At 60.3% G+C, this 23,633-nt stretch carries 20 protein-coding genes and 2 tRNA genes; 8 read left to right on the top strand and 14 right to left on the bottom strand.

What is annotated here, in order from left to right; translation table 11 throughout:
- Positions 1-270: 270 nt before the first annotated feature.
- The 6 genes from HY696_03160 to HY696_03135 form a co-directional block, all read right to left on the bottom strand.
- On the bottom strand, positions 271-1,587 hold the full coding sequence (locus tag HY696_03160; protein ID MBI4237403.1) for an aspartate aminotransferase family protein: 1,317 nt from the start codon (positions 1,585-1,587) through the stop codon (positions 271-273).
- 32 nt (positions 1,588-1,619) lie between these two features.
- A complete protein-coding gene (locus HY696_03155; GenBank protein ID MBI4237402.1) occupies positions 1,620-2,486 on the bottom strand; it encodes an acyltransferase in 867 nt (288 codons plus the stop codon).
- A gap of 17 nt (positions 2,487-2,503) precedes the next feature.
- On the bottom strand, positions 2,504-3,898 hold the full coding sequence (gene hydA / locus HY696_03150; protein MBI4237401.1) for a dihydropyrimidinase: 1,395 nt from the start codon (positions 3,896-3,898) through the stop codon (positions 2,504-2,506).
- A gap of 573 nt (positions 3,899-4,471) precedes the next feature.
- Positions 4,472-5,929: a CoA-acylating methylmalonate-semialdehyde dehydrogenase gene (locus HY696_03145; protein ID MBI4237400.1), complete on the bottom strand. Its 1,458-nt coding sequence runs from the start codon at positions 5,927-5,929 to the stop codon at positions 4,472-4,474.
- Between the two features lie 114 nt (positions 5,930-6,043).
- Positions 6,044-7,054 (bottom strand): phosphatase PAP2 family protein, encoded by a 1,011-nt coding sequence (locus tag HY696_03140; protein ID MBI4237399.1) that lies wholly within the window; start codon positions 7,052-7,054, stop codon positions 6,044-6,046.
- Between the two features lie 36 nt (positions 7,055-7,090).
- Positions 7,091-7,411 (bottom strand): hypothetical protein, encoded by a 321-nt coding sequence (locus HY696_03135; protein MBI4237398.1) that lies wholly within the window; start codon positions 7,409-7,411, stop codon positions 7,091-7,093.
- 25 nt (positions 7,412-7,436) lie between these two features.
- Here HY696_03135 and HY696_03130 point away from each other — a divergent pair, with 25 nt between their 5' ends.
- The 4 genes from HY696_03130 to HY696_03115 are packed head-to-tail and all read left to right on the top strand — an operon-like array spanning position 7,437 to position 12,455.
- Positions 7,437-7,682, top strand: coding sequence for a hypothetical protein (locus HY696_03130; protein ID MBI4237397.1), 246 nt, complete (start codon positions 7,437-7,439; stop codon positions 7,680-7,682).
- Between the two features lie 8 nt (positions 7,683-7,690).
- Positions 7,691-9,181 carry a hypothetical protein gene (locus tag HY696_03125; GenBank protein ID MBI4237396.1) on the top strand — a complete coding sequence of 497 codons (1,491 nt, stop codon included), beginning with the start codon at positions 7,691-7,693 and terminating at the stop codon, positions 9,179-9,181.
- A 44-nt stretch (positions 9,182-9,225) separates the two neighbouring features.
- Positions 9,226-11,472 (top strand): hypothetical protein, encoded by a 2,247-nt coding sequence (locus HY696_03120; protein ID MBI4237395.1) that lies wholly within the window; start codon positions 9,226-9,228, stop codon positions 11,470-11,472.
- Positions 11,469-12,455 carry an alpha-L-glutamate ligase-like protein gene (locus HY696_03115; protein ID MBI4237394.1) on the top strand — a complete coding sequence of 329 codons (987 nt, stop codon included), beginning with the start codon at positions 11,469-11,471 and terminating at the stop codon, positions 12,453-12,455. The genes HY696_03120 and HY696_03115 overlap by 4 nt, the downstream gene beginning before the upstream one ends.
- Positions 12,456-12,622: 167 nt before the next feature.
- Here HY696_03115 and HY696_03110 read toward each other — a convergent pair whose 3' ends face one another.
- Entirely contained in the window at positions 12,623-13,882 is a 1,260-nt protein-coding gene (locus HY696_03110) for a hypothetical protein (protein MBI4237393.1), read from the bottom strand.
- 119 nt (positions 13,883-14,001) lie between these two features.
- Positions 14,002-14,580 (bottom strand): sterol desaturase family protein, encoded by a 579-nt coding sequence (locus tag HY696_03105; protein ID MBI4237392.1) that lies wholly within the window; start codon positions 14,578-14,580, stop codon positions 14,002-14,004.
- Positions 14,581-14,672: 92 nt separating this feature from the next.
- On the opposite strand from HY696_03105, the gene HY696_03100 reads away from it, so the two are divergent.
- Both HY696_03100 and gspD read left to right on the top strand, forming a co-directional pair.
- On the top strand, positions 14,673-15,653 hold the full coding sequence (locus HY696_03100) for a hypothetical protein (protein MBI4237391.1): 981 nt from the start codon (positions 14,673-14,675) through the stop codon (positions 15,651-15,653).
- Complete coding sequence (gene gspD / locus HY696_03095; GenBank protein MBI4237390.1) at positions 15,640-18,396, top strand: type II secretion system secretin GspD; 2,757 nt, start codon at positions 15,640-15,642, stop codon at positions 18,394-18,396. The genes HY696_03100 and gspD overlap by 14 nt, the downstream gene beginning before the upstream one ends.
- A 4-nt stretch (positions 18,397-18,400) precedes the next feature.
- On the opposite strand, the gene HY696_03090 is transcribed toward gspD, so the two are convergent.
- The 6 genes from HY696_03090 to HY696_03065 form a co-directional block, all read right to left on the bottom strand.
- Positions 18,401-18,814 carry a type II toxin-antitoxin system VapC family toxin gene (locus HY696_03090; protein MBI4237389.1) on the bottom strand — a complete coding sequence of 138 codons (414 nt, stop codon included), beginning with the start codon at positions 18,812-18,814 and terminating at the stop codon, positions 18,401-18,403.
- Between the two features lie 2 nt (positions 18,815-18,816).
- Positions 18,817-19,035 carry a type II toxin-antitoxin system prevent-host-death family antitoxin gene (locus HY696_03085; protein ID MBI4237388.1) on the bottom strand — a complete coding sequence of 73 codons (219 nt, stop codon included), beginning with the start codon at positions 19,033-19,035 and terminating at the stop codon, positions 18,817-18,819.
- A 150-nt stretch (positions 19,036-19,185) separates the two neighbouring features.
- A complete protein-coding gene (locus HY696_03080) occupies positions 19,186-19,497 on the bottom strand; it encodes a hypothetical protein (protein MBI4237387.1) in 312 nt (103 codons plus the stop codon).
- 240 nt (positions 19,498-19,737) lie between these two features.
- Positions 19,738-19,811, bottom strand: a tRNA-Asp gene (locus HY696_03075).
- Between the two features lie 112 nt (positions 19,812-19,923).
- A tRNA-Asp gene (locus HY696_03070) sits at positions 19,924-20,002 on the bottom strand.
- Positions 20,003-20,072: 70 nt separating this feature from the next.
- Positions 20,073-20,867 (bottom strand): DUF4424 family protein, encoded by a 795-nt coding sequence (locus tag HY696_03065; GenBank protein MBI4237386.1) that lies wholly within the window; start codon positions 20,865-20,867, stop codon positions 20,073-20,075.
- A 128-nt stretch (positions 20,868-20,995) separates the two neighbouring features.
- On the opposite strand from HY696_03065, the gene HY696_03060 reads away from it, so the two are divergent.
- Together HY696_03060 and proC are read left to right on the top strand one after the other, a co-directional pair.
- Entirely contained in the window at positions 20,996-22,660 is a 1,665-nt protein-coding gene (locus tag HY696_03060; GenBank protein MBI4237385.1) for a HEAT repeat domain-containing protein, read from the top strand.
- A gap of 51 nt (positions 22,661-22,711) precedes the next feature.
- Complete coding sequence (proC, locus tag HY696_03055) at positions 22,712-23,527, top strand: pyrroline-5-carboxylate reductase (protein ID MBI4237384.1); 816 nt, start codon at positions 22,712-22,714, stop codon at positions 23,525-23,527.
- Positions 23,528-23,633 lie beyond the last annotated feature (106 nt).

Raw genomic sequence — 23,633 nt, 5'->3', positions numbered from 1 at the left:
GTGTGATCGAGCGTGTTTGCAAATCTGATGACCGACTGCCGGGACTGTCCATGCTCTTGCCGGGCGGAGGGGCCAGGGGCTCCCAGGGGCTCTCGGAGCCGTTTTCTCCTTGCGTTATCTAATGACGAAAACGGCGAGGGCGAGCGCGCGGCGCCTCGATGGCGCCGCGATAGCGTACCCCGGGTGTGCCGGGTCCGGCCTCCCGGCCCCCGTCGTAAGCAATGATGATGCGACCGCGCAGTATGGCTATGCAACATTGGTAAACAGCTCCTAAGCCGCGTGCGCCGTGGTGTGCAGCGCTTCTGCGATGGTCTTGAGTATGAAATCGACGTGCGTGGCCGTGATTGATAGCGGCGGGGCGATCCGCAACACGTTGCCGAACAGGCCGCCTTTGCCGAGCAGCAGGCCGCGCTCTTTGCACAAGTCCATGACTTGCGCAGTCGCTTCCGTGGCGTATTCTTTGGTGGTGCGATCCTTCACTAATTCCACGCCGATCAACAAGCCGCGTCCGCGCACGTCGCCGATCAGCGGCGCGTCGGCCATGAGGTCGCGCAGGCCTTGCATCAGCCGTGTGCCCATTACGCGGGCGTTGGCGATCAGGCCCTCTTCTTGAATGATGTCCATATTCACTTTGGCTTGGCGCGTTTGGTACGGATCGCCGCCGAAGGTGTTGAAGTACAATTTCCCCGCCATCGCTTGCACGACCGCAGGTTTCGTGACGACTGCGCCGATCGCCGCGCCGTTGCCCAAGCCTTTGGCCAGCGTGATCACGTCGGCGTCGATACCGAGTTCTTTAGTCAGGAAGAAATTCCCGCCGCAGCGGCCGACGCCGGTCTGGACTTCATCGCTGATGTAGACGCCGCCGTAGTTGTGGACGATCCGCGTGACGGCGTCGAAATACGCCTTCGGCGGGGTGACGAAGCCGCCGACACCCATGACGGGTTCGGCGATGAACGCGGCTATTTTGCCATGCGTCGTGGTCTGGATCGTGGTCTCGACATTTTGCGCGCACTCCAACGCGCAGCTATCGGGCTTCTTGCCGAACGGACAACGGTAACAGTTCGGTTCGAGCGCCGACGTGGCGTTCGTGTTCGGTTGGCTGCGGAAGCGCCAATTCGCGTGGCCGCAGTGGGCCAACACGCCCGACGTGCCGCCATGATATCCGTGCCGCAAGTTCATCACGATCGTCTCGCCGGTGGCGTGTCGCGCAGCCATGAACGCGAATTCGTTGGCTTCGGAACCGGAGTTGGTGAGCGCGACTTTTTCGAATCCTGCGGGCGCTTCGGCCAATAACGCCTTCGCCAACTCGACCGGGTATTTCGTCAAATACAGGAGACTCGTATGCTGTAACTCGTCGGCGTCGAGCATTTCCCGCATCGCCTGTTGGATACGCGGATGATTGTGTCCGGCCGAGATCGAGACGATGCCGCCGATCGCGTCGAGGTACTGCTTGCCGGTTTGATCCCAGACGTAGACGCCTTTCGCTTTCGTCAGCTGGATCGGTTCTTTGTGATACAAATACGCGGTCGGGATGAAATGCCGGGCGCGGAATGCGATCAACTCATCATTTGAAGGCGAGGCGTTCATGGGGGGCTCCGTTGTTCGATGTCCGGTTTCCGTTACAGTGTCGCGAGCGGTTGATACGCCTCGGGGCGGCGGTCGCGATAGAATTGCCACTGATTGCGGACCTCGGTGATCTCGTCCAAGTCGAGGTCGCAGACCAACAGTTCGTTCCGTTCGCGCGAGGCCTGCGCCAAGATCTTGCCGCGCGGGCTGGCAAAGTACGACGAGCCGTAGAACTCGCCGATGTTCCATGGCGCCTCGGTGCCGACGCGATTAATGGCCGCGATGAAATAACCGTTGGCCACCGCGTGCGCCGGTTGTTCGAGCTGCCATAAATGTTGCGACAGTCCCGCGACCGTGGCGGACGGATTGAACACCACTTCGGCGCCGTTCAATCCGAGGCAGCGCGCGCCTTCTGGGAAGTGGCGGTCGTAGCAGATATAGACGCCGACTTTGCCGTACGCGGTGGTGAAGACTGGAAAGCCGAGATTGCCCGGTTTGAAGAAGAACTTTTCCCAAAAGCCCGCGACTTGCGGGATGTGATGTTTGCGATATTTGCCCAAATACGTGCCATCGGCGTCGATCACCGCGGCGGTGTTGTAGTAAACGCCAGTCAGTTCCTGTTCGTAGATCGGGACCACGATGACCATGCGGTGCTGTTTCGCGATCGCGCACATTTGGCGCGTGGTCGGTCCGTCGGGGATCGCTTCGGCGAGTCCGTACCACTTGGTGTCTTGAGACGGACAAAAGTACGGTCCGGTAAAGACCTCTTGGAAGCAGAGCATCTGCACGCCTTGGGCGGCCGCTTGTTGAATGAACGGCAGATGGGCCTCGATCATCGCGTTGCGATGCGCTTCACAACTGGCGTTGGTGTCGAGTTGATTGGCGAGTTGGATGACTCCGGCTTTGACGATGCGTGGCATAACGGGCTCCTTTACGGTTAGAGTTGATTCGGGCTCGTGAAACGTGCGCGTTTCAAATATTGACCGTGGCCTTTGCCGACGTGGGCCTGCCCGTCCTCCACGGCCACCTGGCCGCGCAGGATCGTGGTGCGGCACTTGCCGTTCACTTTCCAGCCTTCATACGCGGAATAGTCGACGTTCATATGATGCGTCGCCGCGGAGAGCGTGTGCTGCTGGGTCGGATCGATGATCGTGATGTCGGCGTCCGAGCCGACGGCGATCGTGCCTTTCCGCGGATACAGGCCGAAGATCTTGGCGGCGTTAGTGGAAGTGACTTCCACGAATTTGCTAAGCGAGATCCGGTTCTGCTGGACGCCTTCGGAGAAGAGGAGTTCCATCCGGTGTTCCACGGCCGGATGGCCATTCGGAATCTTCGAGAAATCGCTCTCGCCCATCCGTTTTTGCGCCAGCGTGAACGGGCAATGATCTGTTGCGACGACGCGGATCAAACCTTGATTAATGCCGGCCCACAGTGCGGCTTGGTCTTTCGGTTGGCGCAGCGGTGGACTCATCACCCATTTGGCGCCGTCGAAGCCCTCGCGTTCGTACAGCGAGTCATCCAGCAGCAGATATTGAATACACGTTTCCGCCAGTCCCACTTGATTGCGATACAGTGCGTTGCGGAGGCGATTCAGCGCGCCTTCGCAAGTCATATGGACGATGTAGACCGCTTGATCGCATGCCAGGCCCAAATCGAGGATCCGTCCCGACGCCTCGGTCTCCGCCAATTCGGGGTGCGATGCGGCATGGTAGCGCGGTGCGGTATGTCCCGCCGCACGATGCTGTGCGATCAAGCTGTCGATCATATCGCCATGTTCCGCGTGGACGGTCAGCAATCCGCCTAAGCGCTTTAGCTCGTGCATCAGCGCGACCATTTGGCGGTCGTCGATCATCAGCGCGCCTTTGTACGCCATGAAGGTCTTAAACGACGTGACGCCGCGTTTTTCGATCAGGTCCGGTAATTCCGCGCAGGTCTTGTCGTTGAAGTCGGTGACGGCCAGATGGAACGAGTAATCGCCGACCGCGTGTCCGTTGGCCCATTCGTACCATTGGTTCCAGGTGTTGGTGAGCGTGTCGCCTTGGGTCTGGATGGCGAAATCGATGATCGTCGTGGTGCCGCCATGCAACGCCGCCAACGTGCCGGTCTCGAAATTGTCGCTGGAGTGCGTGCCCATGAACGGGATCTGCATATGGACATGCGGGTCGATGCCGCCCGGGACGACATAACAGCCGGTCGCGTCGATGGTGCGGTCGGCGGTGTACGAAAGATCGCGTCCGACGGCCTGGACGGTCTCGCCGGCAATGAAGACATCGGCCACTTGCGTGGCGCCGACCGTCACGACCGTGCCGTTCTTAATGAGTAGTGTATTCATAAGGATCTCCTGAGAGCGTGCTTGCAAAATCGATTAAGGTTTGCGGGTCCTGCTCGGGGGGATGGGGTGCGGGCCGTGGGGGCCGGCTTGCCCTGCAACGTGAGAGCTGGTGCTGGCGCGCGCTCGCCGTCGTCACCGGATCATCCCAGTTGGCCAGCCACACCACGGTGCGCACGCCCGTTTGCCCCCACGGCCCGCACCCCCTCCCCCCGGTCACCCGCAGGCGTTCAGAAATTTTGCAAACCCGCCCCCTATAGTGTGGGACTTCAATCGCGACAACGCTAACGGTTGCACGGGGCAGAATTGCGGATACCTGTACAATACAGCGTGTGATGGTTACGTGCCGGGAGGCTGGGCCCGGTGCACCCGGGGGCTCTCGGAGCCGTTTTCTCCTTGCGCAATCTAACGACGAAAACGGCGAGGGCGAGCGCGCGGCGCCTCGATGGCGCCGCGATAGCGTACCCCGGGTGCACCGGGCCCAGCCTCCCGGCCCCCGTCGTGAGCAATGCTCATGCGGCAGCCCGGTATCGCTCTGTAACATTTTGCAAACACGCCCTAGAGATGGATACGATATCACCAAATACTCCCATCCTTCTCCCACCGCGTGATCGTGACTTTGGTGTCGGTGAAGAAATTGATGCAGGCGTTGCCGTGGGCCTTCACGTCGCCGAAGAACGATTCTTTGCTGCCGCCGAATGAGAAAAAGGCCATCGGGGCCGGGACGCCGATATTGATCCCGATCATCGACGGCGCAACTTCGTAACAGAACGCGCGCGCGGCCGCGCCGCTGGCCGTGAAGAGCGTGGTCGTGTTGGCGTACGGCGAGCGGTTGATCCACTGAATCGCTTCTTGCATCGTGGCCACTTGCGCGAGCAGCACGACGGGCCCGAAGATCTCTTCTTGTGCGACGCGCATATTCGGCGTGACCTTGCCGATCAGCGTCGGTCGCAGGAAATAGCCCGGCACCTGGTCCACATTCTTCCGCCCATCCACTAAGAGTTCCGCGCCGTCATCCACGGCGGATTGAATCAGTCCCTTCACGCGATCCTTCGCGGCCTGCGAGATGAGCGGTCCCATCTGGACATTCGGATCGAGGCCGTTGCCGATGTTGGTGTCGGTTGCGATCGGGATGAGTCGTTTTTGAAACGCGGCGTACGTGTCAGCGCCGACGCAGAGGATGACCGAACCGGCCAGACAGCGCTCACCCGCACAACCAGTGATCGATTCGAACGCCGTCCGCGCGGAGGCGTCGAGTGGCGCGTCCGGCAGCGCGACCATGAAATTTTTCGCGCCGCCGAGCGCTTGCACGCGCTTCAAATGGGCCGTCCCGGTGGTGTAGACGTGTTTCGCGACCGGCGTCGAGCCGACAAAGCTGACGCCAATGATCTGCGGATGCGCCAGCAACGCATTCACGACGTCCTTCCCGCCGTTCACCATATTGATGACGCCTTTAGGAAATCCGCATTGCTCGATCAACGCAAAGATGCGTTGTTGGCTGAGCGGCACGCGCTCGCTCGGCTTCAGCACGAACGTATTGCCGGCCGCGACGGCGAACGGCCAGAACCAGAACGGGACCATCGCGGGGAAATTAAACGGCGCGATCGCGGCAAAGACGCCCATCGGGGTGCGGACGGCCTGCGAATCGATCCCGACCGCGATGTCTTCGGAAAATTCGCCCATCATCAGACTCGGCATACCGCACGCGGTCTCGAGCATTTGGATGCCGCGCTTCACGCTGCCGAGCGCCTCGGCCAATGTCTTGCCGTGCTCGATCGTGACTTGTCGCGCGAGTTCTTCGAGGTGCGTCTGCATCAACGCCTTCAATTTGAAGAGCGGTTGCACGCGTTCGATCACCGGGACCCGCCGCCACGCCGGAAAGGCCGCCGCAGCCGCTTGCACGGCAGTCTCGACGTCGGCCGCGCCACCGACCGGGCAACGATCCAGCAGTTCGCCGGTCGCCGGATTGATCACGTCGGTGCTGGCAGTCGCCGTACTCGCGACCCATTCCGCATTGATATAATTTTTCACCATCGGGGCCTCCTGCAAATGAAATGCGTGGGATTGGAAAAACGCGACCACCCCTAGTCCAACGTGAAATAGTGGGCAAGGGGATAAGCGGGTGGCGGGTGGCGGAGGTGGGTGATCTCAGCAGGATGACGCGGGACTGGGTGTCGGGATCGTCGCAGGCTCACGAATCCAGCGTTCCACACAATGGGGGCCGAGAACGCGCCGATACAGCGTGATGGCCATGAAGACGTACGTTGCGCCGATGACCAGATCGATCACGTAGTGATGATTCAAATAGCAGGCCGCAAACCACGTGGTCGCCACATAGATGATCATTGCGAGATGCGCAGTTGCATGTTTCCAGCGAGACCAGGCGTGCGCGACGATCATCAGCGGATAGGATCCGTGCAATGAAGGCACGGCCGCAAAGGCATTGGGATTCAGATCATTATAAATAGAGGAAAAGATCGGCACCCGGAGTAGGGCGTCGAGATGGATCAAGCCCCCCGGATCTCCGTGATTGAAGGCCGCGAGATTGGGAGTGGCAAAATGATATTTCCAGACATACCACGGCGGCGCCGCCGGGAAGAGGTAGAAGGTGATGAGTGCCAGCACGTTCAGGAGCGTGAGTGAGTACGCGAATCGATAAAATCCCGCACGATCGCGGTCCACGTACCACACGATCCACGCAAAAAGGAAGGGCGCCACAAAGTGGATCGAGTACATCAATCCGCTGACCACACTGCAGAGCTGCGATATCCATGAAGACCCAAGCGACTGACGCCACCACTGCAAGAGAAAGGGAATCGGTTGGCCGCCGGTCAGCCATCCGAAACACCATTGCTCCATGAGAAATGGCAGGCGTATTTGGATGTGCGGCGCCAGATAATCAGCCAATCCGCGCATGCCATCGTAGGCGATCAGGAAAAAAGTAAATGGGGCCCAATCGATGATAAAGCGCCGCCCGCCGGTCTTTCCCCACAACAGCAGCGCGACGAAGGCTAATATCAGGAAGATCTGATCCGGTCGCAGCTTCTTATGAAAGGCGAGCATCAGGACGATATAACTGCCGATCAAGAGCAATGAGATGATCCCGCGGCGCCGATGTCGCGGCGCTGTGGACGCGGTTTGTGATTGACTCTCCATCATGCTGCAAGTAACAGCTCAGCCGCGTTTGGTGCAATGTCATTCATGTGTCAGTGGCTCGTTTACCGAAGTGATTGGGAGGAATATGCGGAACTTACGAGTGGCTTGCTGTGCAGTCGTCGTGATGGGGTTGGTCGCTGCCGCCTGCGGAACGAGCCTTACCAACACCAGCAGTAACAATAACTCCAACACCAACAGCAACACGAATACGAACAGCAACTCGAATTCCAACAGCAATAGTAACAGCAATTCGAACAGCAATAGTAACTCCAATTCCAACATGAACGATAATTCCAACAGTAACAGCAACTCGAACGAGAACGGTAATTCCAACGCCAACAGTAATGCGAACCTCAGCATCAGCGGCGCGAATAGCGCAAAACGCGTGGCCGTCGAACCGGCCGTCGACGGCATTTGTCGGACCTATGCCGACAAATTGGTCGTATTGTGTGACCGCGCCAGTGCGCCGCTGACGGCGTGGCATCTGAAGGCCTTCAATAATCGTGACGCCTTTGTCGCGCTCTGTGCCGCCGACGAGGCCTTCGCCACGATGACGCCGGATCGCCTCACTGCGCTGCAGACCGCGGTGAACAACGCCGGCGACTGTGCGCAACTGCGCGACACGCTCTGATCCCGCTCATGGTGCGCCGTCAACGGGTGCTGTGCTGGGTGGTCGCGATCGCGGCTGTCAGTGCGTTTTACCTCCTGACACAATTTGCCACCGCGCGGCTGATCGGGAACGACGGACATTTTCATATCCAACTCAGCCGGTCGCTGCTCGAGCGCGGCATTCCCCGTCAGCTGCCAGAGCTCGCGTATACGATCTGGGGCGAGGCGTATCGCGACCATCACTGGCTTTTTCACGTGGCCTCGATCCCCTTTGCGCTGCTGCCCGATATCCGCGTGGGCGCAAAGTTGGAAGCCGCCTGCTTTGCCGCCCTTGCTGCGTTGGTTTTTTGTTGGGCGTTGACGCAGCTGCAGGCACGCATGCGGTGGTGTTGGGTGCTGCTATTTTGCGCCGGGGCATCGGACTTCCTCTTTCGGATGCAGATGGCGCGCGGTCTGTCACTGGCCACGGCGATCCTTTTGATTGTGGTTGTTGCGCTGCTGCGGCAACGGTATTGGCTCTTGTTCGTCGCGGTCTGGGTTAACGTTTGGCTCTACGATTCATTCTTATTAGTGGGACTGGTTACGGGCCTCTGGTGGTTCAGTGTCCGCTGTACCCAGGACCGCTGGGACTGGATCGGCCTTCGGTCGATCGTGGCCGGCTTCCTCTGCGGCAGCATCCTGAATCCCTATTTCCCCGAGAACTTTGCGTCGTACTTTTTTAATCTGCGGCGCAGCCTGGCCCCATTGGGGAGTATCCCGATCTCGGCCGAATGGCATCCGGCCAATGCGTGGGACATGATCGTCGGGAGTTGCCCGCTGGTCGTGACGGGTCTCGTGCTGTTGGTGGCCTCCACACTGGTCCGCAAGCGGAATGCCGAGCAGTCCGGGACAGAGCGCGTGTTTCTGTTGCTGCTCGGCATTGCGTTTGTTGGTCTGTTCGCCCGCTATCGTCGCATGGTCGATTTTGCGGTGCCCATCCTGCTGTTGGGGTTGGCGGCGTACCATCGTCTCGTCTGGGAGCGCTGTTCGGTGGTGGGTCGACGTCGCCTCTCTGGACTCATCGCCGTTGTGGCGGTGAGCGGCGCTGGGATGGTGGCCACGCGGTTTTGCGCGACCAACCAGCCCGATGAGAAATATCAGTGTTACTTGCGCGCCGGTGAGTGGTTGGATCGTCATCTCCCCGCAGGTGCGTTGATTTTTCCGACGGATTGGGATGACTTTCCGGTCCTCTATTTTCGCGCCCCGCAGCTCCGCTACGTCGTCGGGCTCGATCCCTATTTCATGCAGCGCTACGACGCCGCCCTCTATCAGGAGTATGTCGCCATCACGCGCGGCGAGGCGGCCGGCCCGTATGCCCCGCGCATCGTGCAGGCATTCCGAGCGCACTATGTCTTTACCGATACCGACGAGCATCAACCGTTTTTGCGACAGTTCGATCGCGAGCCCGGCGTGTATCGTGTGTTTAACGAGCCGTTGTGCCGTGTGTATACCATTCGGCCGGACCGCGCCTTGAATCAGTAATTACAATTTGCAGTCGGCGTGGCGATCCAGCATGATGCGCGGCCATGTCATGGGGATCGTGGGGCATTCGGATTGGCGTCTTGGCGGGCCTGCTCGGGATCTGCGGCGGCGCGGGCCGTGCGAAGGATGTCGCGGTCACGGAAGTCGGCGTCACGGTCGAGGCGGTGCCGGATCAAGGAACGCCCGACGAGACCGATGAACAGGCCGTGGTCGCCGTGTCCGGTCCGTTGTATTGGGATCTGCGGTTGCATGTCACGCTCGGCGAGGCGGATCGGACGAAACGCGTCCGGGTCTTTCTCCCGCTGTCGGATGAACGCCAAACGATCTTGCGCCGCTCCTTTTTTGCCGAACCGCTCCAGTATCGCGAACTGCTCGACGGAGCGAATCTGCTCGGCCAATGGTCTCGGGCGTTGCCGAGTCGCGACAAAGATCAGATCTTTCTCGATGTCACCGCGCGGATCGACGGGGCGCGCGAGCCGGTGCCGCTCGACGCCGCGATCGCGACGGAATTGACCGAGTGGTTGGCTGTCGAACCGCGCTTGCAAGTGAACGATCCGCAGCTGCGCGCAACGGCCCAGACCGTGGCCGGCCGCCACGGCGCCACATTAGAAGGGACGCGCGCCTTGTTCGACTTCGTGGCGAACGCGATCGAACGCGTCTCGTACACGGCCGTCCCGCTCGACGCCGCGCGCGTCTTGGCCGATCGCCGCGGCGACGCGGCCGGCAAGGCGCGCTTGTTGACGACGTTGCTGCGCGCCCGCGGGATTCCGGCGCGGATGGTCGGCGGACTGGTGCTGAAGGATTTGAAGCGGCGCAAGCGCTACACCTATTGGGTCGAAGTGCCGGTGCGCCCCGCCGCAGATGCGCAGGCACGCGGCGTCGTGGAATGGATCCCGCTCGATCCGACGCGCGGCTATTTCGGTCGGCTCCCGAATCGTTTCTTGGCGTTGTTCCGCGGCGATCTAGTCCTGATGCGGCACACCGCCGCGATCGATTTCGATTATGAATTTCTGGTGACGCAGACGTCGGCGGAAGAAGCGACACAAGCCTTCCGTGAATCGCTGGCGGAGCCGGACGATCGCTCCATTACGCGGCTGGCGTCGAACGAAAAAGAGATGACTGCGCCGGTCGCGTCGATCGTCTGGATCGCCGATCGCGAAATCCCGCCATCCCTCACGGAAAAACTGACGGCCCTCGCCGGCAGCGAACAAGTGAAGGTCTCGTTTCTGATCGCGCCGTACGAGTCGCGGCTGTTCCGCGGCGAATTCATTGAAGACGTCATTAAAAGCCACGATCGCTTAGTCCGCGAGGCGGATGTGCTGGTGATCCAGACGCGCGACGACGCCTGTCTCTCCGCGATCATGAGCCAAGCCGGGCGACGCGGCGTGTTTCGGCAGAAGACGATTTATTTGAATGGAGCGATGTACCCATCGGTCGCCGAATTTTTCGGCAGTGCTCTGGTGGAATTATTCCATCCGAAGGCGTTGTATATCGTGCCGACCGCCGCAGAGACGCACTTGTTCTGGGACTTCGTGGCCGATCACTTCCTCAATGGGTTTCCTATCGATGAAGTCGCTGCGAAGGGCCGCTGGCCGTTGCACACCTTCACCGCTGCGACGCCGGTCGCATTTTCCGCGTGGCGCCGCTTCTTGCGCGACACTTGGGTGCGCGCCGCGCGCGCCGGCATTACGCCGCACGGGATGGCGACCGTGCTCGTGTTGCCGTTGATCGCGTTGCTCGTCGTCTGTTATCGCGGCATCCTCGGTTTCGAGACCTTCGGCACCTTTGCGCCGGTTATTATGTGTGTCGCGTTCCTGCGCACCGGCCTGGTGTGGGGAACGTTCCTCTTCCTGGCCATCCTCGGCCTTGGCATTCTGCTCCGACTGCTGCTCACGCGCGTCCATCTGTTCCTGGTGGCGCGGATGGCGCTGTTGATCGGTCTGGTCGCGCTGGTGATGCTCGCGGTGGCGATGGTCGGCATTTGGTGGGGGTTGGGACCGCTGGTCGACATCAGCGTCTTTCCGATGGTGATCATGGCCGGAATGATCGAGCACTTCACGCGCACCCATATGGAAGTCGGATGGCGCGAGGCGGTGACGCTCTCCGGTTCCACGTTGGCGATCTGCATCCTCGGCTATCTGCTGACCGAATGGTTGGAATTGCAATCGCTGGTGATCGTCTATCCGGAACTGTTAGTCGCCACGATCGCGGCCTCCGGCGTGATCGGGCTGTGGAAGGGACTACGCGTCGTCGAACTGTGGCGCTATTATCGCGTAGGCAGGGCCGCATGACCACGATCCACCGCGAACACAGTCGGTGGGCGCAATTCCGCTACGTGCGGCAGACCGTGTTAGGCCTGAATCGACGCAACGGTCGCTATCTCTTTCCGCTCAATCCGATCGAATTACTCCCGCTCGTCGATGAAAAAGAAATGACGAAGACGCGCTTGAACGCCCACGCGCTCCCGACGCCGGCGACCTATGACATCATCCACCATCGGTATGAGTTGCGTCGCCTCGAGTCGGTCGTCGCGGCCCACGCGGAATTTGTCGTGAAGCCGGCGCGCGGCTATGGCGGCGGCGGGATCGTGATTTGCGAACGCACGGCGGACGGCTTGCAACTGAGTCACGGACGGCGCTGGCGGATCCGCGATTTAGTGCGCCACGTCGACGCGATCCTTGACGGTGTCTATTCGCTGGATGAACGCTCCGACACCGCAATCGTCGAACAACGTTTGCATCTCGATCCGGTGCTGGACTCGTTGGCGGTCACCGGATTGCCGGATCTCCGCTTTCTCGTCATCCGCGGCATCCCGCTGTTGGCGATGCTGCGCCTGCCGACGCGGCGCTCCGCCGGACGCGCTAATCTCCACGTCGGCGGCGTCGGCGTCGGGATCGATCTGACGACCGGCATCACGCGGCACGGTCTCTATCGCGGCCTCGCAGTCCGGCGCCACCCCGACACCGAAGCGCCGCTCGCCGGACACGCATTGCCGCATTGGCCACGACTGCTGGAAATCAGCGCGCGTTGTTACGATGCGGTACCGCTCGGCTATCTCGGCGTCGATATCGTGTTCGATCGCGATCACGGCCCAATGGTGCTGGAACTCAACGGCCGGCCCGGATTGCAAATCCAACTCGCGAACAATATTGGCCTGCGTCCGTTATTGGAGGCGCTTGACGGAGTGCCCACCGCATCGCTCTCCGTGGCAGAACGCGTCGCATGCGGACTGGCGACGTATCAAATGTTATGGGAACGTGCGCATGGTGATTAATCTCTCCAAGTGGAATTCCGCGCAACGTGTCGCGTTTTTTTATTCCCTCTCCCTTTGGGGAGAGGGCCAGGGTGAGGGGGAGGATTCAAGATAGTGATAGTCTCGGTGGCCTCCCCCTCACAAAGGGAGAGGGAGGTGGATTCCCCGCCCCTTGGGGCGGTGTGCGTTCATCGCGCTTGCGGTTGTTTCAGCCGCTCCAAATACTTCTCATACTCCGGCCGTTCGCCGCCGAAGACATGCCGTTGGAAGAGGCGGTCCCAATCGAGGGCCGGGAGCACTTTCGCTAACGCCTGTTTGAATCCGACGGTGGAAATTTCGTCCGCCGTGGCCACGGCATGCACCACATCGCGCAGCGATTTTTGATCTGCGGAGTGTTCGCGAATCAGTTGGTCGAAATAGAACAACAGCAGCGGCGCGGCGTTGTACAACACTCTCTGATCGGTCGAGGTGGAAAAGTTCGCGCGCCACGTGGCTTGGCGGTCGAATTTGGCCACGCCCTTCGCAAATTCCGCGCGCGTGATCATATGGAGCGCGCGGGCGAAATGGAGCGAATAGTATTCGGCCAAGCCCTCCACGACCCAATCCGCCCGGACACTGGATTTGCGGAACCCTTGCAACACGTGGAAGAGTTCGTGGAGCAATGTCGGTGTGTAATCGGCGGAGACGAGCGGCAAGTGTTGGCTGACGTACAACGAATCCTCGCCGGAGAGTCCGCCGTGCCACATCGGTTCCGGGCCGGCGATCACCAGCAGCGTCGGCGGCAAGCGGCCGAAGAGTCGTTGATAGCGCGGCAGCGCGCGGACCAATGTTTCGCGCAATGGTGTAAGGTCAAACGTCGGTTCCTTCGGGGTCGCGAGCGTGACGGCGACGTCGGCGATCGTGAGTTGCACCACGTCGAGCTGTCCCATCAATAACCAGCCGTACGGCGCGGCGATGCTGGACCCGCGCGGCAAGGCGTCGAACCGGCGCGCGGCGAGTGCGGGCATCGCGCTGACCACTTGCCAATCGGGCGGGAGTTGAAAGGTGACTCGGCTCATGCCGCGAATCGGGTGGGCGCTGAGATAGCGTTTGCGCGGGAAGAGTTGGCTGGTGCGGGTCAGCAACCAGGTCGCCGCGCGATAGCTATCGAACCCTTTCACGTTACGTCGGTGGTTCGGGGCGATTTGATACCGGACGGTGCCGTCGATCCGCGCCGGAGTCCAACGCCATGCGCCCGGCCCTTGCGGGACGATTTCGCCCGATGCCGTCAGGGCTTCGGGGACTTGATCCCCGAAATTCCACACCACGTGTTGGATTTCATTGCCCCCTTGCAAGCGCGTCTCGACGCCGATCGGGCTATACGGATCGGTCGGGACGGTGACGACGTATTCCATCGAGAAGTTCGGCCGAATTGGCGGCGGCGGGGCGGCCAGGGCCGGGAAATGCATAAGGCAAAGGGAGCAAGTCAAAATGCAAAGTGCAAAATGCAAAATGCAAAATCGCAGACGTACGTGGTCCGATTCATTTTGCATTTTGATATTTGCATTTTGCATTTTGACTTGCCTGGTTACCGTCTTAACCATTTTTTCTGTTCGGTGGCGAGGGTCAATGGGGCACGGTGGCGGGGCCAGGTCCAGAAGAAGAGGTCCCAGAACGGGGTCGTGATCCCGAACGCCCGTTCCGGTTCGGCGTAATGATGAATCAGGTGGTGGCGACGCAGCGCTCGTGAGATGCGGTGCTGTGGTGTGCCTAAATGATACATCCGATGCAGCCATTCATACGCGAGGTAGCCGAGGCTCCATCCGGTGGCGGCCAATCCGGCCAGCGGCCATGTCTGCGACCAGCTCCACGCGACGATCAGGCACATCGCATAGCCGGTCAGGCTGAATGGGAGTGGGAGGGGTAGTCGGTGTGGCGCCTCCGGTGTGGCGTGGTGAGCGCGGTGCCAGCAACGGAGGGGGTCGCTGCCCGACGCGATCATGTTGTGCCGATGCAGGAACCAACGATGCACCGCATATTCCATGAAGGTCCAGCTCAGGAGGCCGCAACAGAAGTACAGGAGGGCCAGGGGGCGGTTCGTGGTTACTTGGCTCCCTCCGTAGATCCAGCCGAGGCCGGCGCCGAGATAGAGACTCCATCGCATCACGGCAAATTGTACGCTTCCGTGCGTCGTCGCGTAAAGATGTTTGCGTGTTCCGCTAAGTCTGTTAGAATCCGGCCACTTTTCGGAGAGTGCGGGTGGATGGGGTCCTGAAACAATATGGTTGGCTGCTCAATTGTGCCGTCGTTATCCTCGCGGCCTATTTTTTGGCGAAGATTGCGAATGTGTACATTGCGACCTTGCTCGAAGTCCCACGCTCCATCGGCGTCGTGAGCAAGGGCGCGGGCGGTGCCCCGTTCGATATCAAGATCGAAGAGCGGGAACACTATCAGGCGATCGTGGATCGCAACATTTTCGATGCCACGATCCAAAAAGTCGTCACCGCCGAGCCGTGCGTTCCCGGAGATGCCCGGCCGGAGTGCCAGGCGCAAGCGGTGGAACCGGTGGTGCCGTCGGGGGAAGCGGTGAAAACTGCGCTGAATATGAAAGTCGTCGGGACGTTGGCCGTAGGCGAGGGAAAAGACTCCCGCTCCAGTACGATTATTTCGGGTGGCAAAGAGAACGAAGTCTGGAGCGTCGGCCGCGCGAGCAAATCGTTTCCCGGGACCCGCTTAGTGCTCGTCAAATCACGGCGGATCGAATTTCACAACAACGGACGGTTGGAATACGCCGAATTGCAGAACGACATGAGCTCTTCCATGTTCGGCCCTCCCAGCAAAGGGGGGGATCTCGTCGGTGGCAAGCCCACGCCGGAACCGACCGGCGCCCCGACCGGCGAACAAGTCACCGAGGCGGGTCCCAATAAATTTGTCATCAATCGCACCGAACTGGACGCCGCGTTGGGCCATCTCGATCAACTCTATACGGAAATTCGTGTCGTCCCGAACTTCAACAAAGAGGGGAAGGCCGAAGGCGTCAAGATCCTCTCCATTAAGCCTGGCTCGCTGTTTGCCAAATTGGGGCTGCGGCGCGGCGATGTCTTGAGCCGCATCAACGGGCAAGATCTTGATGTGAAGAGTGGATTTCAATTGTTCGGTCAGCTAAAGGAACAGACACAGTTCACGCTCGACTTGCAACGGAGCAGTAAAGTGGAAACGTATGAATATGAAGTGCGGTAAGCGATTCGTGGCACTCGTATGTCTCTGCCTGATGACGCCGCCGGGCATGGCGCAAGTGCCGGCGGGGGAATCGGATCCGACGTCGGTCGAGACCGAAGTGCCGGAGGTGCTGACCTCGCCGGGCACGGCGCCCGCACCGGCACCGAGTGCAGGAGGTCCAACGGGGGACGGCGCCGCGACCGGGACCAATCTCGACTGCGACCATCTCGACGACCAACATTTTTGCCTCAACGCGCCGAAGGCCAAAATCGAAGATATCATCCGGCAGATCAGTGCGTGGACGAAACGCAATTTCATTCTCGATTCCAGCGTCCAGTCGAAAGAGATCACGATCCTCTCCGAACGCCCAATGACGCGCGGCGAGGTCTATCAAGCCTTTCTCTCCGCATTGAACGTGGCCGGATACACCATCGTGGAAGGGCCCGGCGGAGTCTTCAAGGTCGTCGGCCTGACCGATGCGAAAAAATACCCGATCCCGACCCACGTCGATACGACGCCGGTGTCCGACCTTTTCATTACCCGCTTGGTGACGATGCGGAATATCAGCGCCAAGGATATGTACGACGCCATCAAAGACATGATCTCCAAAGGCGGTTCGATCAGCGCGTACACCCAAACCAACACGCTGATCATCACCGACTCCGGGACCAACATCGATCGGTTGATGAAGATCGTGAAGGAACTCGATCAAGAGGGTCCGCAGCAGACGATGGAAATTATGCCAGTGAAGCACGCGTCGGCAAAGGAGATCGCCGGGATCGTGAACCAATTGTTCGAACAAAAGACCCAAGCCGGGAAGACGAAGCCGAAAGCCGGCGAGCCGGTCGACATTGAAGAAGTGTCGAAACTGATTCCCGACGATCGAACCAATTCCATCATCGTGCTCGCCAGCAAGCGGGCGATGGACCAAGTCCGCTCCATCATCCAGCGTCTCGATCAAAAGATGGCCAGTGGCCAAGAGGGCCACATCCACGTCTACTATCTCAAATACGCCAAGGCCGATGAACTGGCCACGACGCTCACCACGTTGGTTTCCGGTACGGCCAAGAAACCGGAGCCGGGGAAAGGCGGAAAGGGCCAGGCCGCCGACAGTGGCGCGGTTGTCGCGGAGCTGGAGGGCGGCATTAAAGTCACTGCCGACAAAACGGTGAATGCGTTGATCATCACTTCGACATTTAAAGACTTCAAGACGTTGGTCGAGAAGGTCATCAGCAAACTCGACGTCCGCCGCCGCCAAGTCTATCTCGAAGCGGTTGTGATGGAACTCTCCATCGACACCAGCAAGGATTACGGATTCTCCGGGCATGGCGGCATCGGCGCGGGCGCGGCGTTGGGCTTCGGCCAGTCGTTTGGAGCATTGTCCGGGATCCAGAGCGGTCTGCTGAGCGGGCCCGAATCGGCGCCGGCGCTGCTCGGCGGCTTGATCAGCCAACGCACCGTCAATCTCCAAACCGTCGGCGCCCAGGGGCAGAGCCAATCGATCTCGATCCCCGCTTTTTCAGCGTTCATCACCGCGCTCTCCACGTACGGCAATGCGAATATCATCTCGACGCCGAATCTGCTCACATTGGAAAACGAAGAGGCGACGATCGAAGTCCAAGAAAAAGAGCCGATCCCCGGCGCGCAGTCAATCGGGCAAGGCGGCGTCACGACGATCAATCCCGTCCAGTACGAAGAAGCGGGACTCACGATGAAGATTAAGCCGTCGGTGGGCTACGGCGATTCCATTGCGTTGAAGATCGAGCAGGAACTTTCGACCTTCGGTGCGCGCGTGCAAGGATTGAATGCCCCGTCCAAGAGTAAGCGCAAGGTTCAGACCAACGTGTTGTGTCAAGACGGCCAGACGATCGTGATCGGCGGACTGATGCAAGATGAAATGACCGCCGGGAAGCGGAAGATCCCGGTGTTGGGCGATATCCCGCTGCTCGGGTTCTTTTTCTCGCGCACCAATAAACAAGTGGGCAAACGCAATCTCCTGATCTTTCTGACCCCATACATCGTCCGTGATTCGCGCGACTTCCAAGATATCCTGCAGCGGAAGATCGAGCAGCGGAACAGTTTCGTGCAGCAAAATTATGGGAAGAAGCAGCAAGAGACGATCCGCGACATGATCCGCACGCACCGCGAAGACTTGCTCGAATTCAGCGAGGGCTGGACAGAACCCCCAGCCCAGACCCCAGTGCGTCCGTCGTCGGTGAAGTCCGTGTTGCCAGGGCCGGAGTCGTATGAAATGTCCCGTGGCGCGCCAGCCGCCGGTGCCACGCGCGGCGCCCCGACCGGTCCGGCACCGATCATCAGTGTGCCGCCGCTGTCACCGGTCGGACCGGCCGTTGGTCCCCCCGTCCGTTCGGCCCCGACCACGAGTAAAGGCGTCACCACATCGAGCACGGCATTCGATGCCGCACTCGACACCCCGGTCGAAAAACCGACGTGGCTCTCGTCCTCGTATAAAGGGAGCATCAAGGCCGCGCCGGCGAGTGTGTCGAGCACGCCGCCGAAAGCGGCGACGATCGTCGAGAAGACGCTGACCTCGAACGCCTCCGCGACCACGAAGAATGCGAAGGCGACGGCCACGCGCAGCGCCGCCAAAGCGACCGCAACCGCGACCGCGAAGACCGCCGAGTCCGGCGTCATCACGATCGACCCGATCCCGCAATCCACGATCCCCCCGGCCAAAACCGGCACCAAAAACGCCACCCGCAAAAAAACCGCGTCAAAGAGCGAAATGGAATCGGAGTATTAGGGGATTACATCGCGGCGATGCGCAGCCCCATCCGTTTGGCCGCCGCGAGTTGGCGGTGATCGGCGGAGAGAAAACGGTCGCACTCCGCAATGAGGGCGGAGGCGATTTGGATCGCGTCCAGTGTCTTGACTGCACAGTGTTCGATGCAATGCACGGTCTTTTGAACGACGGCCGGCGACAACTCAACGATCGCAGCTTGCTCGACGTCCAGCATGAGTGTGGATTTTAGACGTCGATACTGCGGGCTCTGCATGTGGCCCTCGCGGCGCAGGCGATTCAACGCGGAGAGGACCTCGGGAATGGCGATGACCGACAAGAGGATCTCCGTTGCCCGTGTGCACTGCTCGGCGACGAGCTCCGAGCCTGCCTCGTCGAGATACCGTTTGGCCAGTGCGGATGAATCGAGAAACAGGCGCACGATTATTCCTCGCGTTCTTGCATGATCAGTCGACTGAGCGAGATGCCGGCAATCTTCAGCGGACGGGCGGATCGCCAGCGACTGAGCGAGTGTTCACGTGCTGGCGAGATCATCGCGATCGGTTTGCCATTCCGATACACCTCCAGCGTTTCGCCGGATTCCACGGCATCGAAATATTTTTTCGCGTTATTCCGCAACTCGCTAAATGTGACATTTTGCATGGCGCACGCCTCCGATATGTCATCATATTGTACATTATCATGTCATGTCAAATGAAACGTGCTCGTGCCTGAAGCCCAGAAGCGTAATGATGTCGGTTCGCCCGTGTGGGCAACAGCTTCCCACACGGGCGTATCAACCGACGATCGGCGCTAGAAACAAGGGAAAGTTGATTTGGGGCCACCATAGTAAGAACGTCCCTGATATCCACGTACCGGTTCCTTTTCGGCTCCATTTAACAGCCGCTGATATTGATCAAAGAGGGTTTTCGCCGTCTCCGGCGGCAGCGCGACACAGGATTCGCCCGCATCCTGCGTGGGGACACAAATCGTCGCGGTCGGGACGGTGATTCGCTCCGTCCGCACGCATTCACCATAACTCGACGGGTCGAATTTCCTGTAACCTGCGCGTTTGGTGCAGATGTCTTGCGTGGTCGTGCCGAACTTCACCGTGGGTGGTGTCATAACGTCTCTCCTTTTCCCCGCAGTCGGGGATTGGTGTGGGTTTTTGCGAAACGAAACTGACGGATGATTATGCGTGTCGGTTGGCGGGGGCCAACCACCAGTGAAGCGTATGATGGTGGGTCGGCGCGGTGAGGAGTTTTGGTGACATACCAATTGTACTAGTGCGGTGATGCAGGCAGTGTCAAGGGCATTGTGCGGTGGACGATGATCGAGGCAGCAAGTTCGGTGTAGATTGGTCAGCGGGGTGGACGGGACTCGAACCCGCGACCTCCGCCGTGACAGGGCGGCGTTCTAACCAACTGAACTACCACCCCGCTGACCAATCGACCTTAATCGCTAACGCACAAAAAATTCCACTGCTCGAACCCCCGCTGCGGTGCACGACGCTCCTGTTCGTCGCGTCGTGGTCATCACTGCCGCCGGCTATGCGGCGACAAATTCGTCGCCGCGCCCTTGCCCCTCCGCCGTGACAGGGCGGCGTTCTAACCAACTGAACTACCACCCCGCCGATCTGGGGGAGTGGGGTGGGTTCCTAGCGTTGCTGGGGATAAATTCAAGCGGAAAAAGGGATTTGTTTACTCCGCGGCCGCGCCCGCATCGCCGAAGAACGCAATGTGCAGATCGGTCTGTGGCGTAAAGTTGGTCTTGCGGACTTCGAATTGTGTCGGACTGATCTTGCGGATCCCATCAATGCACAGTGAGAGCAACCGCTCCGGTTTTTCTTTATCGATCACCAAACGAAAGTCGCGGATCGGCCCTTTCCAGTGGCTTCCGGTGGAAAGGATGTAGACCAGCTCCCATGTGGGAACCAAGCCATTGTGTTTCGTGGCCAGCTGTCGCAGCGACGACTGGAGTGGCGGATCGATGCAATACGTCTTATTGGCATCGGCCGCAGTGCCCTCGCCGTAGAAAAATCCCCCGATCGCCGGTGCGTAGTAGTGTTCCACGACCAAACGTTTTCTTTTCGGGAACGTCTGCGTCCAATAGTATTTCAGTGCGACACCCTTCGACGTCGCCTTCCGCTCCATTTGGGCCTTCACTGCGTTGCCGTCGACCGCGATGCGAAACTGCATTGGATCCGATTCAGTCAGGAAGCGCGTGTTGACGTCATCCGGGCCGTAAATCTCGATGTCGGGCACTGGAAAGGCGACGATAGTCGTCAAATCCTGCGCGGTGCTGTTGAAAAATACATAGCGAATCTTTACCTGTCGCAGCGACAGATACAGATCCTCCGACTCCATCACCACGCCGTCGCTCTTTTGCAACACCAATCCCCCGGCCCCAATGGCCGCGAAGGAATCATTGGCCAGCGCGGGCCGGAGCCCGCCGCAGAGCAGCACGCCGAGCAGTAGGAGGAGTCGCACGGGCATGCGTCGCCTTATATGGTGATTCACAGGGGGTTGGCGAGATTTTTTTCACGCCTGATTATCCACGCAACTTTCTTGGCGAGGGCGTCGATAAAGATAGGAAACGTTTATGTACTGATGAGGAGTCCCCGATGCGAACCATGAACCGCCAGCGCGTAGCCCTGGAGCTGTTCCGTGAGGCCACGGTGTGGCATGACTCGGCGCGGGGGGTCACGGCCCTCCGTCTCCCGGCGCGTTCCGCGGATACCGTCTTGGTGCGCCGGGAATTAGGCGGGGCGTTTCGCGAGTTTCTGACCGTCGCCACGGCTGGCGAGGCGGGAGGGACTTCACGCCTCCTCTTCTCTCCCGACAAACCTCTGCTCCGTCTTACCGAGACGCCTGCCGGAGCTCAACTGTGGGTTGCTGAGGGGAACCAGTTAATTGCAAGTGGGCTCCTGACCGTGACGGAACCGGACCATGTGTCTGCATTAGCGATTGGGGCCCACTTTGAATTACTGGACTGCCAGGTCGCACCGCAATTGCTGACCCCTCGTGATCCGACGCTCGAGGCGTTGGTTGTCATGACGCTGCAAAGAATGCTCGTGGGCAAGATGAGTTACACGTCGATCGACGCCATGGGGCAATTGGGGTGGCCGCATTTTGCGGAAGCCCTGCAACAGGCTTTTGCGGAGAGCGCCCCGGATGCTCGTGGTGGGTGTGGTAGGCGGCTCGCCGTAGCCTTGGGCAAGACCGGTGCAAAGGCCGCAGTGCTGCAGCTGCTGCAGTGGATGTCCGATCATCCGCCCGCCGTCGCGCCCTCCTTCTTCGTACGTCAGCGGAACCCCCCAGCCACCGTGCGGGCCGCCTGTGCGGCGGCGTTGCAGCGCTTGGGCGAGACCGATGCGGCCGTGGCCGGAGTGCGCGGGATCTTGTTGTCGCGGGACGTGTTGGATAGCGAGTATCTCCACATAGGCTGGCCGCAGAATGTGGGGGACTATCTCTTGAATGAATTGCTCCCCGCCGGCTTTGATCTCACCGCGTTGCATGGCGAACTGGCTGCGGCGCTCGCGCGCCCCACTCCAAAAGATCCCTTTGGAGGCGAGACGGGGCGGTTCGATGCGGCCCGCGCCAGTCTGGCCTTGGCACTCGGCGATGCCACTGCAATCCGGCGGTCCTGGACCGCTCAGCTTCAGCAACCCTGCAATCCGATCACAGAATACCTGCTCGATCTCTTGGCTCATGCCACCCCGGCCCTCGCCCTCCCCCTCTTGACGCCCTTCCTGTCGAGTTCGGTATTCATCAGGCACCGCCTTGCGGCATTGCGCGCGATTACGAAAGTAGCGGACCCTGAGGCCGTTCCCGCGCTCCGGGCCGTTCTTGCAACTGAAGCGATGGAAAGCGGAGTCCGCTCAGAATTGGCAGGTGCTTTATGGGCCTGCGGCGATGTCGCCACTGCGGAATCCGTGTTGAGGGCAGTCCAAGCGCAGACAACGAACAAGTGGGCGCGTATCCACGCGGCCGCCCTGATTGGGACCTATGGCGATCCGGCGGTGGCACGGACCAAGTTGGAGCCCTGGATCGCGGAGGCGCATCCGCGAGGGTATTCGGTGGTGCCGGTCGGAGCCGATAGGACGAAAACAGAGGCTGAGGCACAGCGGGAACACGATCGGCTCCGTGCTCAAGCTTTACAAGCCTACCAACAGATCCGCGACCCGGCCATCATCCCGTCCCTGCGTGCGGTCCTTGAAGAACCCGCATCCCAGCCAACTGACGAACTGAAAGTGGAAGCGGCCCTCGCCCTCGGACTGCAACTGTGATGCACGTCCCAACTAGTCAGCGCGCGGCTTCTGTGCTAGGGCCGCGGCACGATGAAAGATCAACGACTCGCGTTTCTTGGTGGGGCCGGCAAGATCGGCTCCGCGATCATTGATGGATTGCTGGTTTCGAAAACCGTGACGGCGTCGCAGATTGCCGTCACCGCGCGGCACGACGCTTCGCTCGCGGCGTGGCAGGCTCGGAAAGTCCGTGGCAGTACCGACAATCGCGCGGCAGTGCGCGGTGCCGATTTAATCGTGCTCTGTGTTCATCCTGACGAAGTGGCGGCGCTGTTGAAAGAGATCGCTCCGCGGCTCACGCCACGCCAGCTCGTGATCTCCGTCGTGAGCGGCTGCAGCACGCAGCAAATCGAAAAGTTTTGCAAACATCCACTCCGCGTCGTGCGCGCGATGCCGAATACGCCAGTGATGGTGCGCGCCTCGATGACGTGTTTGGCGGCGGGGCGGCACGCGAAGCCGGACGACTTGGCTACCGCGCAGCGGATCTTCGCCACCGTTGGCGAAGTGGAGGTGCTCGACGAGCGCCACATGAATGTGGCCACGGGCCTGGGCGGGTGCGGACCGGCGTTTGCGTTCAAGATCATCGAGGCGTTGTCGGCCGGCGGCGTCAAGATGGGCCTGCCACGCGAAACGGCGCTGAAGCTGGCCGCGCAGGTGTTGAAGGGCGCTGCGGAATTAGTGCTGACGACCAAGCAACACCCGGCCGCGTTGAAAGATGCCGTCACCACTCCCGGCGGTTGCACGATTGACGGACTCACCAAATTAGAAGAACGCGGCTTGGCCATTGCGCTGATCGACGCGGTGGAGACTGCCACCCGCAAAGCAGGGCGGTTGTTGGGGGGCGATTAACTCAGCGGTAGAGTAAGCGCGCCGGAGCGAGAGCGGAGGCATGGCGCGCGGTAGTGAATGACCGCAACGCGACCGAGGAGGGAGCGTTGCGCACCATTGGTCACTC

Source organism: Deltaproteobacteria bacterium (assembly GCA_016210045.1).
Lineage (GTDB): Bacteria > UBA10199 > UBA10199.
Note: the sequence above shows the minus strand (reverse complement) of the source record. Positions and strands in the feature narration are given on the sequence as shown.

Bases quoted from the DNA above. Each gene is read 5' to 3' on its own strand.
- HY696_03160 (MBI4237403.1), bottom strand. From the start codon at position 1,587: ATGAACGCCTCGCCTTCAAATGATGAGTTGATCGCATTCCGCGCCCGG.
- HY696_03155 (MBI4237402.1), bottom strand. From the start codon at position 2,486: ATGCCACGCATCGTCAAAGCCGGAGTCATCCAACTCGCCAATCAACTC.
- hydA (MBI4237401.1), bottom strand. From the start codon at position 3,898: ATGAATACACTACTCATTAAGAACGGCACGGTCGTGACGGTCGGCGCC.
- HY696_03145 (MBI4237400.1), bottom strand. From the start codon at position 5,929: ATGGTGAAAAATTATATCAATGCGGAATGGGTCGCGAGTACGGCGACT.
- HY696_03140 (MBI4237399.1), bottom strand. From the start codon at position 7,054: ATGATGGAGAGTCAATCACAAACCGCGTCCACAGCGCCGCGACATCGG.
- HY696_03135 (MBI4237398.1), bottom strand. From the start codon at position 7,411: ATGCTGAGGTTCGCATTACTGTTGGCGTTGGAATTACCGTTCTCGTTC.
- HY696_03125 (MBI4237396.1), top strand. From the start codon at position 7,691: ATGGTGCGCCGTCAACGGGTGCTGTGCTGGGTGGTCGCGATCGCGGCT.
- HY696_03120 (MBI4237395.1), top strand. From the start codon at position 9,226: ATGTCATGGGGATCGTGGGGCATTCGGATTGGCGTCTTGGCGGGCCTG.
- HY696_03115 (MBI4237394.1), top strand. From the start codon at position 11,469: ATGACCACGATCCACCGCGAACACAGTCGGTGGGCGCAATTCCGCTAC.
- HY696_03110 (MBI4237393.1), bottom strand. From the start codon at position 13,882: ATGCATTTCCCGGCCCTGGCCGCCCCGCCGCCGCCAATTCGGCCGAAC.
- gspD (MBI4237390.1), top strand. From the start codon at position 15,640: ATGAAGTGCGGTAAGCGATTCGTGGCACTCGTATGTCTCTGCCTGATG.
- HY696_03085 (MBI4237388.1), bottom strand. From the start codon at position 19,035: ATGCAAAATGTCACATTTAGCGAGTTGCGGAATAACGCGAAAAAATAT.
- HY696_03080 (MBI4237387.1), bottom strand. From the start codon at position 19,497: ATGACACCACCCACGGTGAAGTTCGGCACGACCACGCAAGACATCTGC.
- HY696_03065 (MBI4237386.1), bottom strand. From the start codon at position 20,867: ATGCCCGTGCGACTCCTCCTACTGCTCGGCGTGCTGCTCTGCGGCGGG.
- HY696_03060 (MBI4237385.1), top strand. From the start codon at position 20,996: ATGCGAACCATGAACCGCCAGCGCGTAGCCCTGGAGCTGTTCCGTGAG.
- proC (MBI4237384.1), top strand. From the start codon at position 22,712: ATGAAAGATCAACGACTCGCGTTTCTTGGTGGGGCCGGCAAGATCGGC.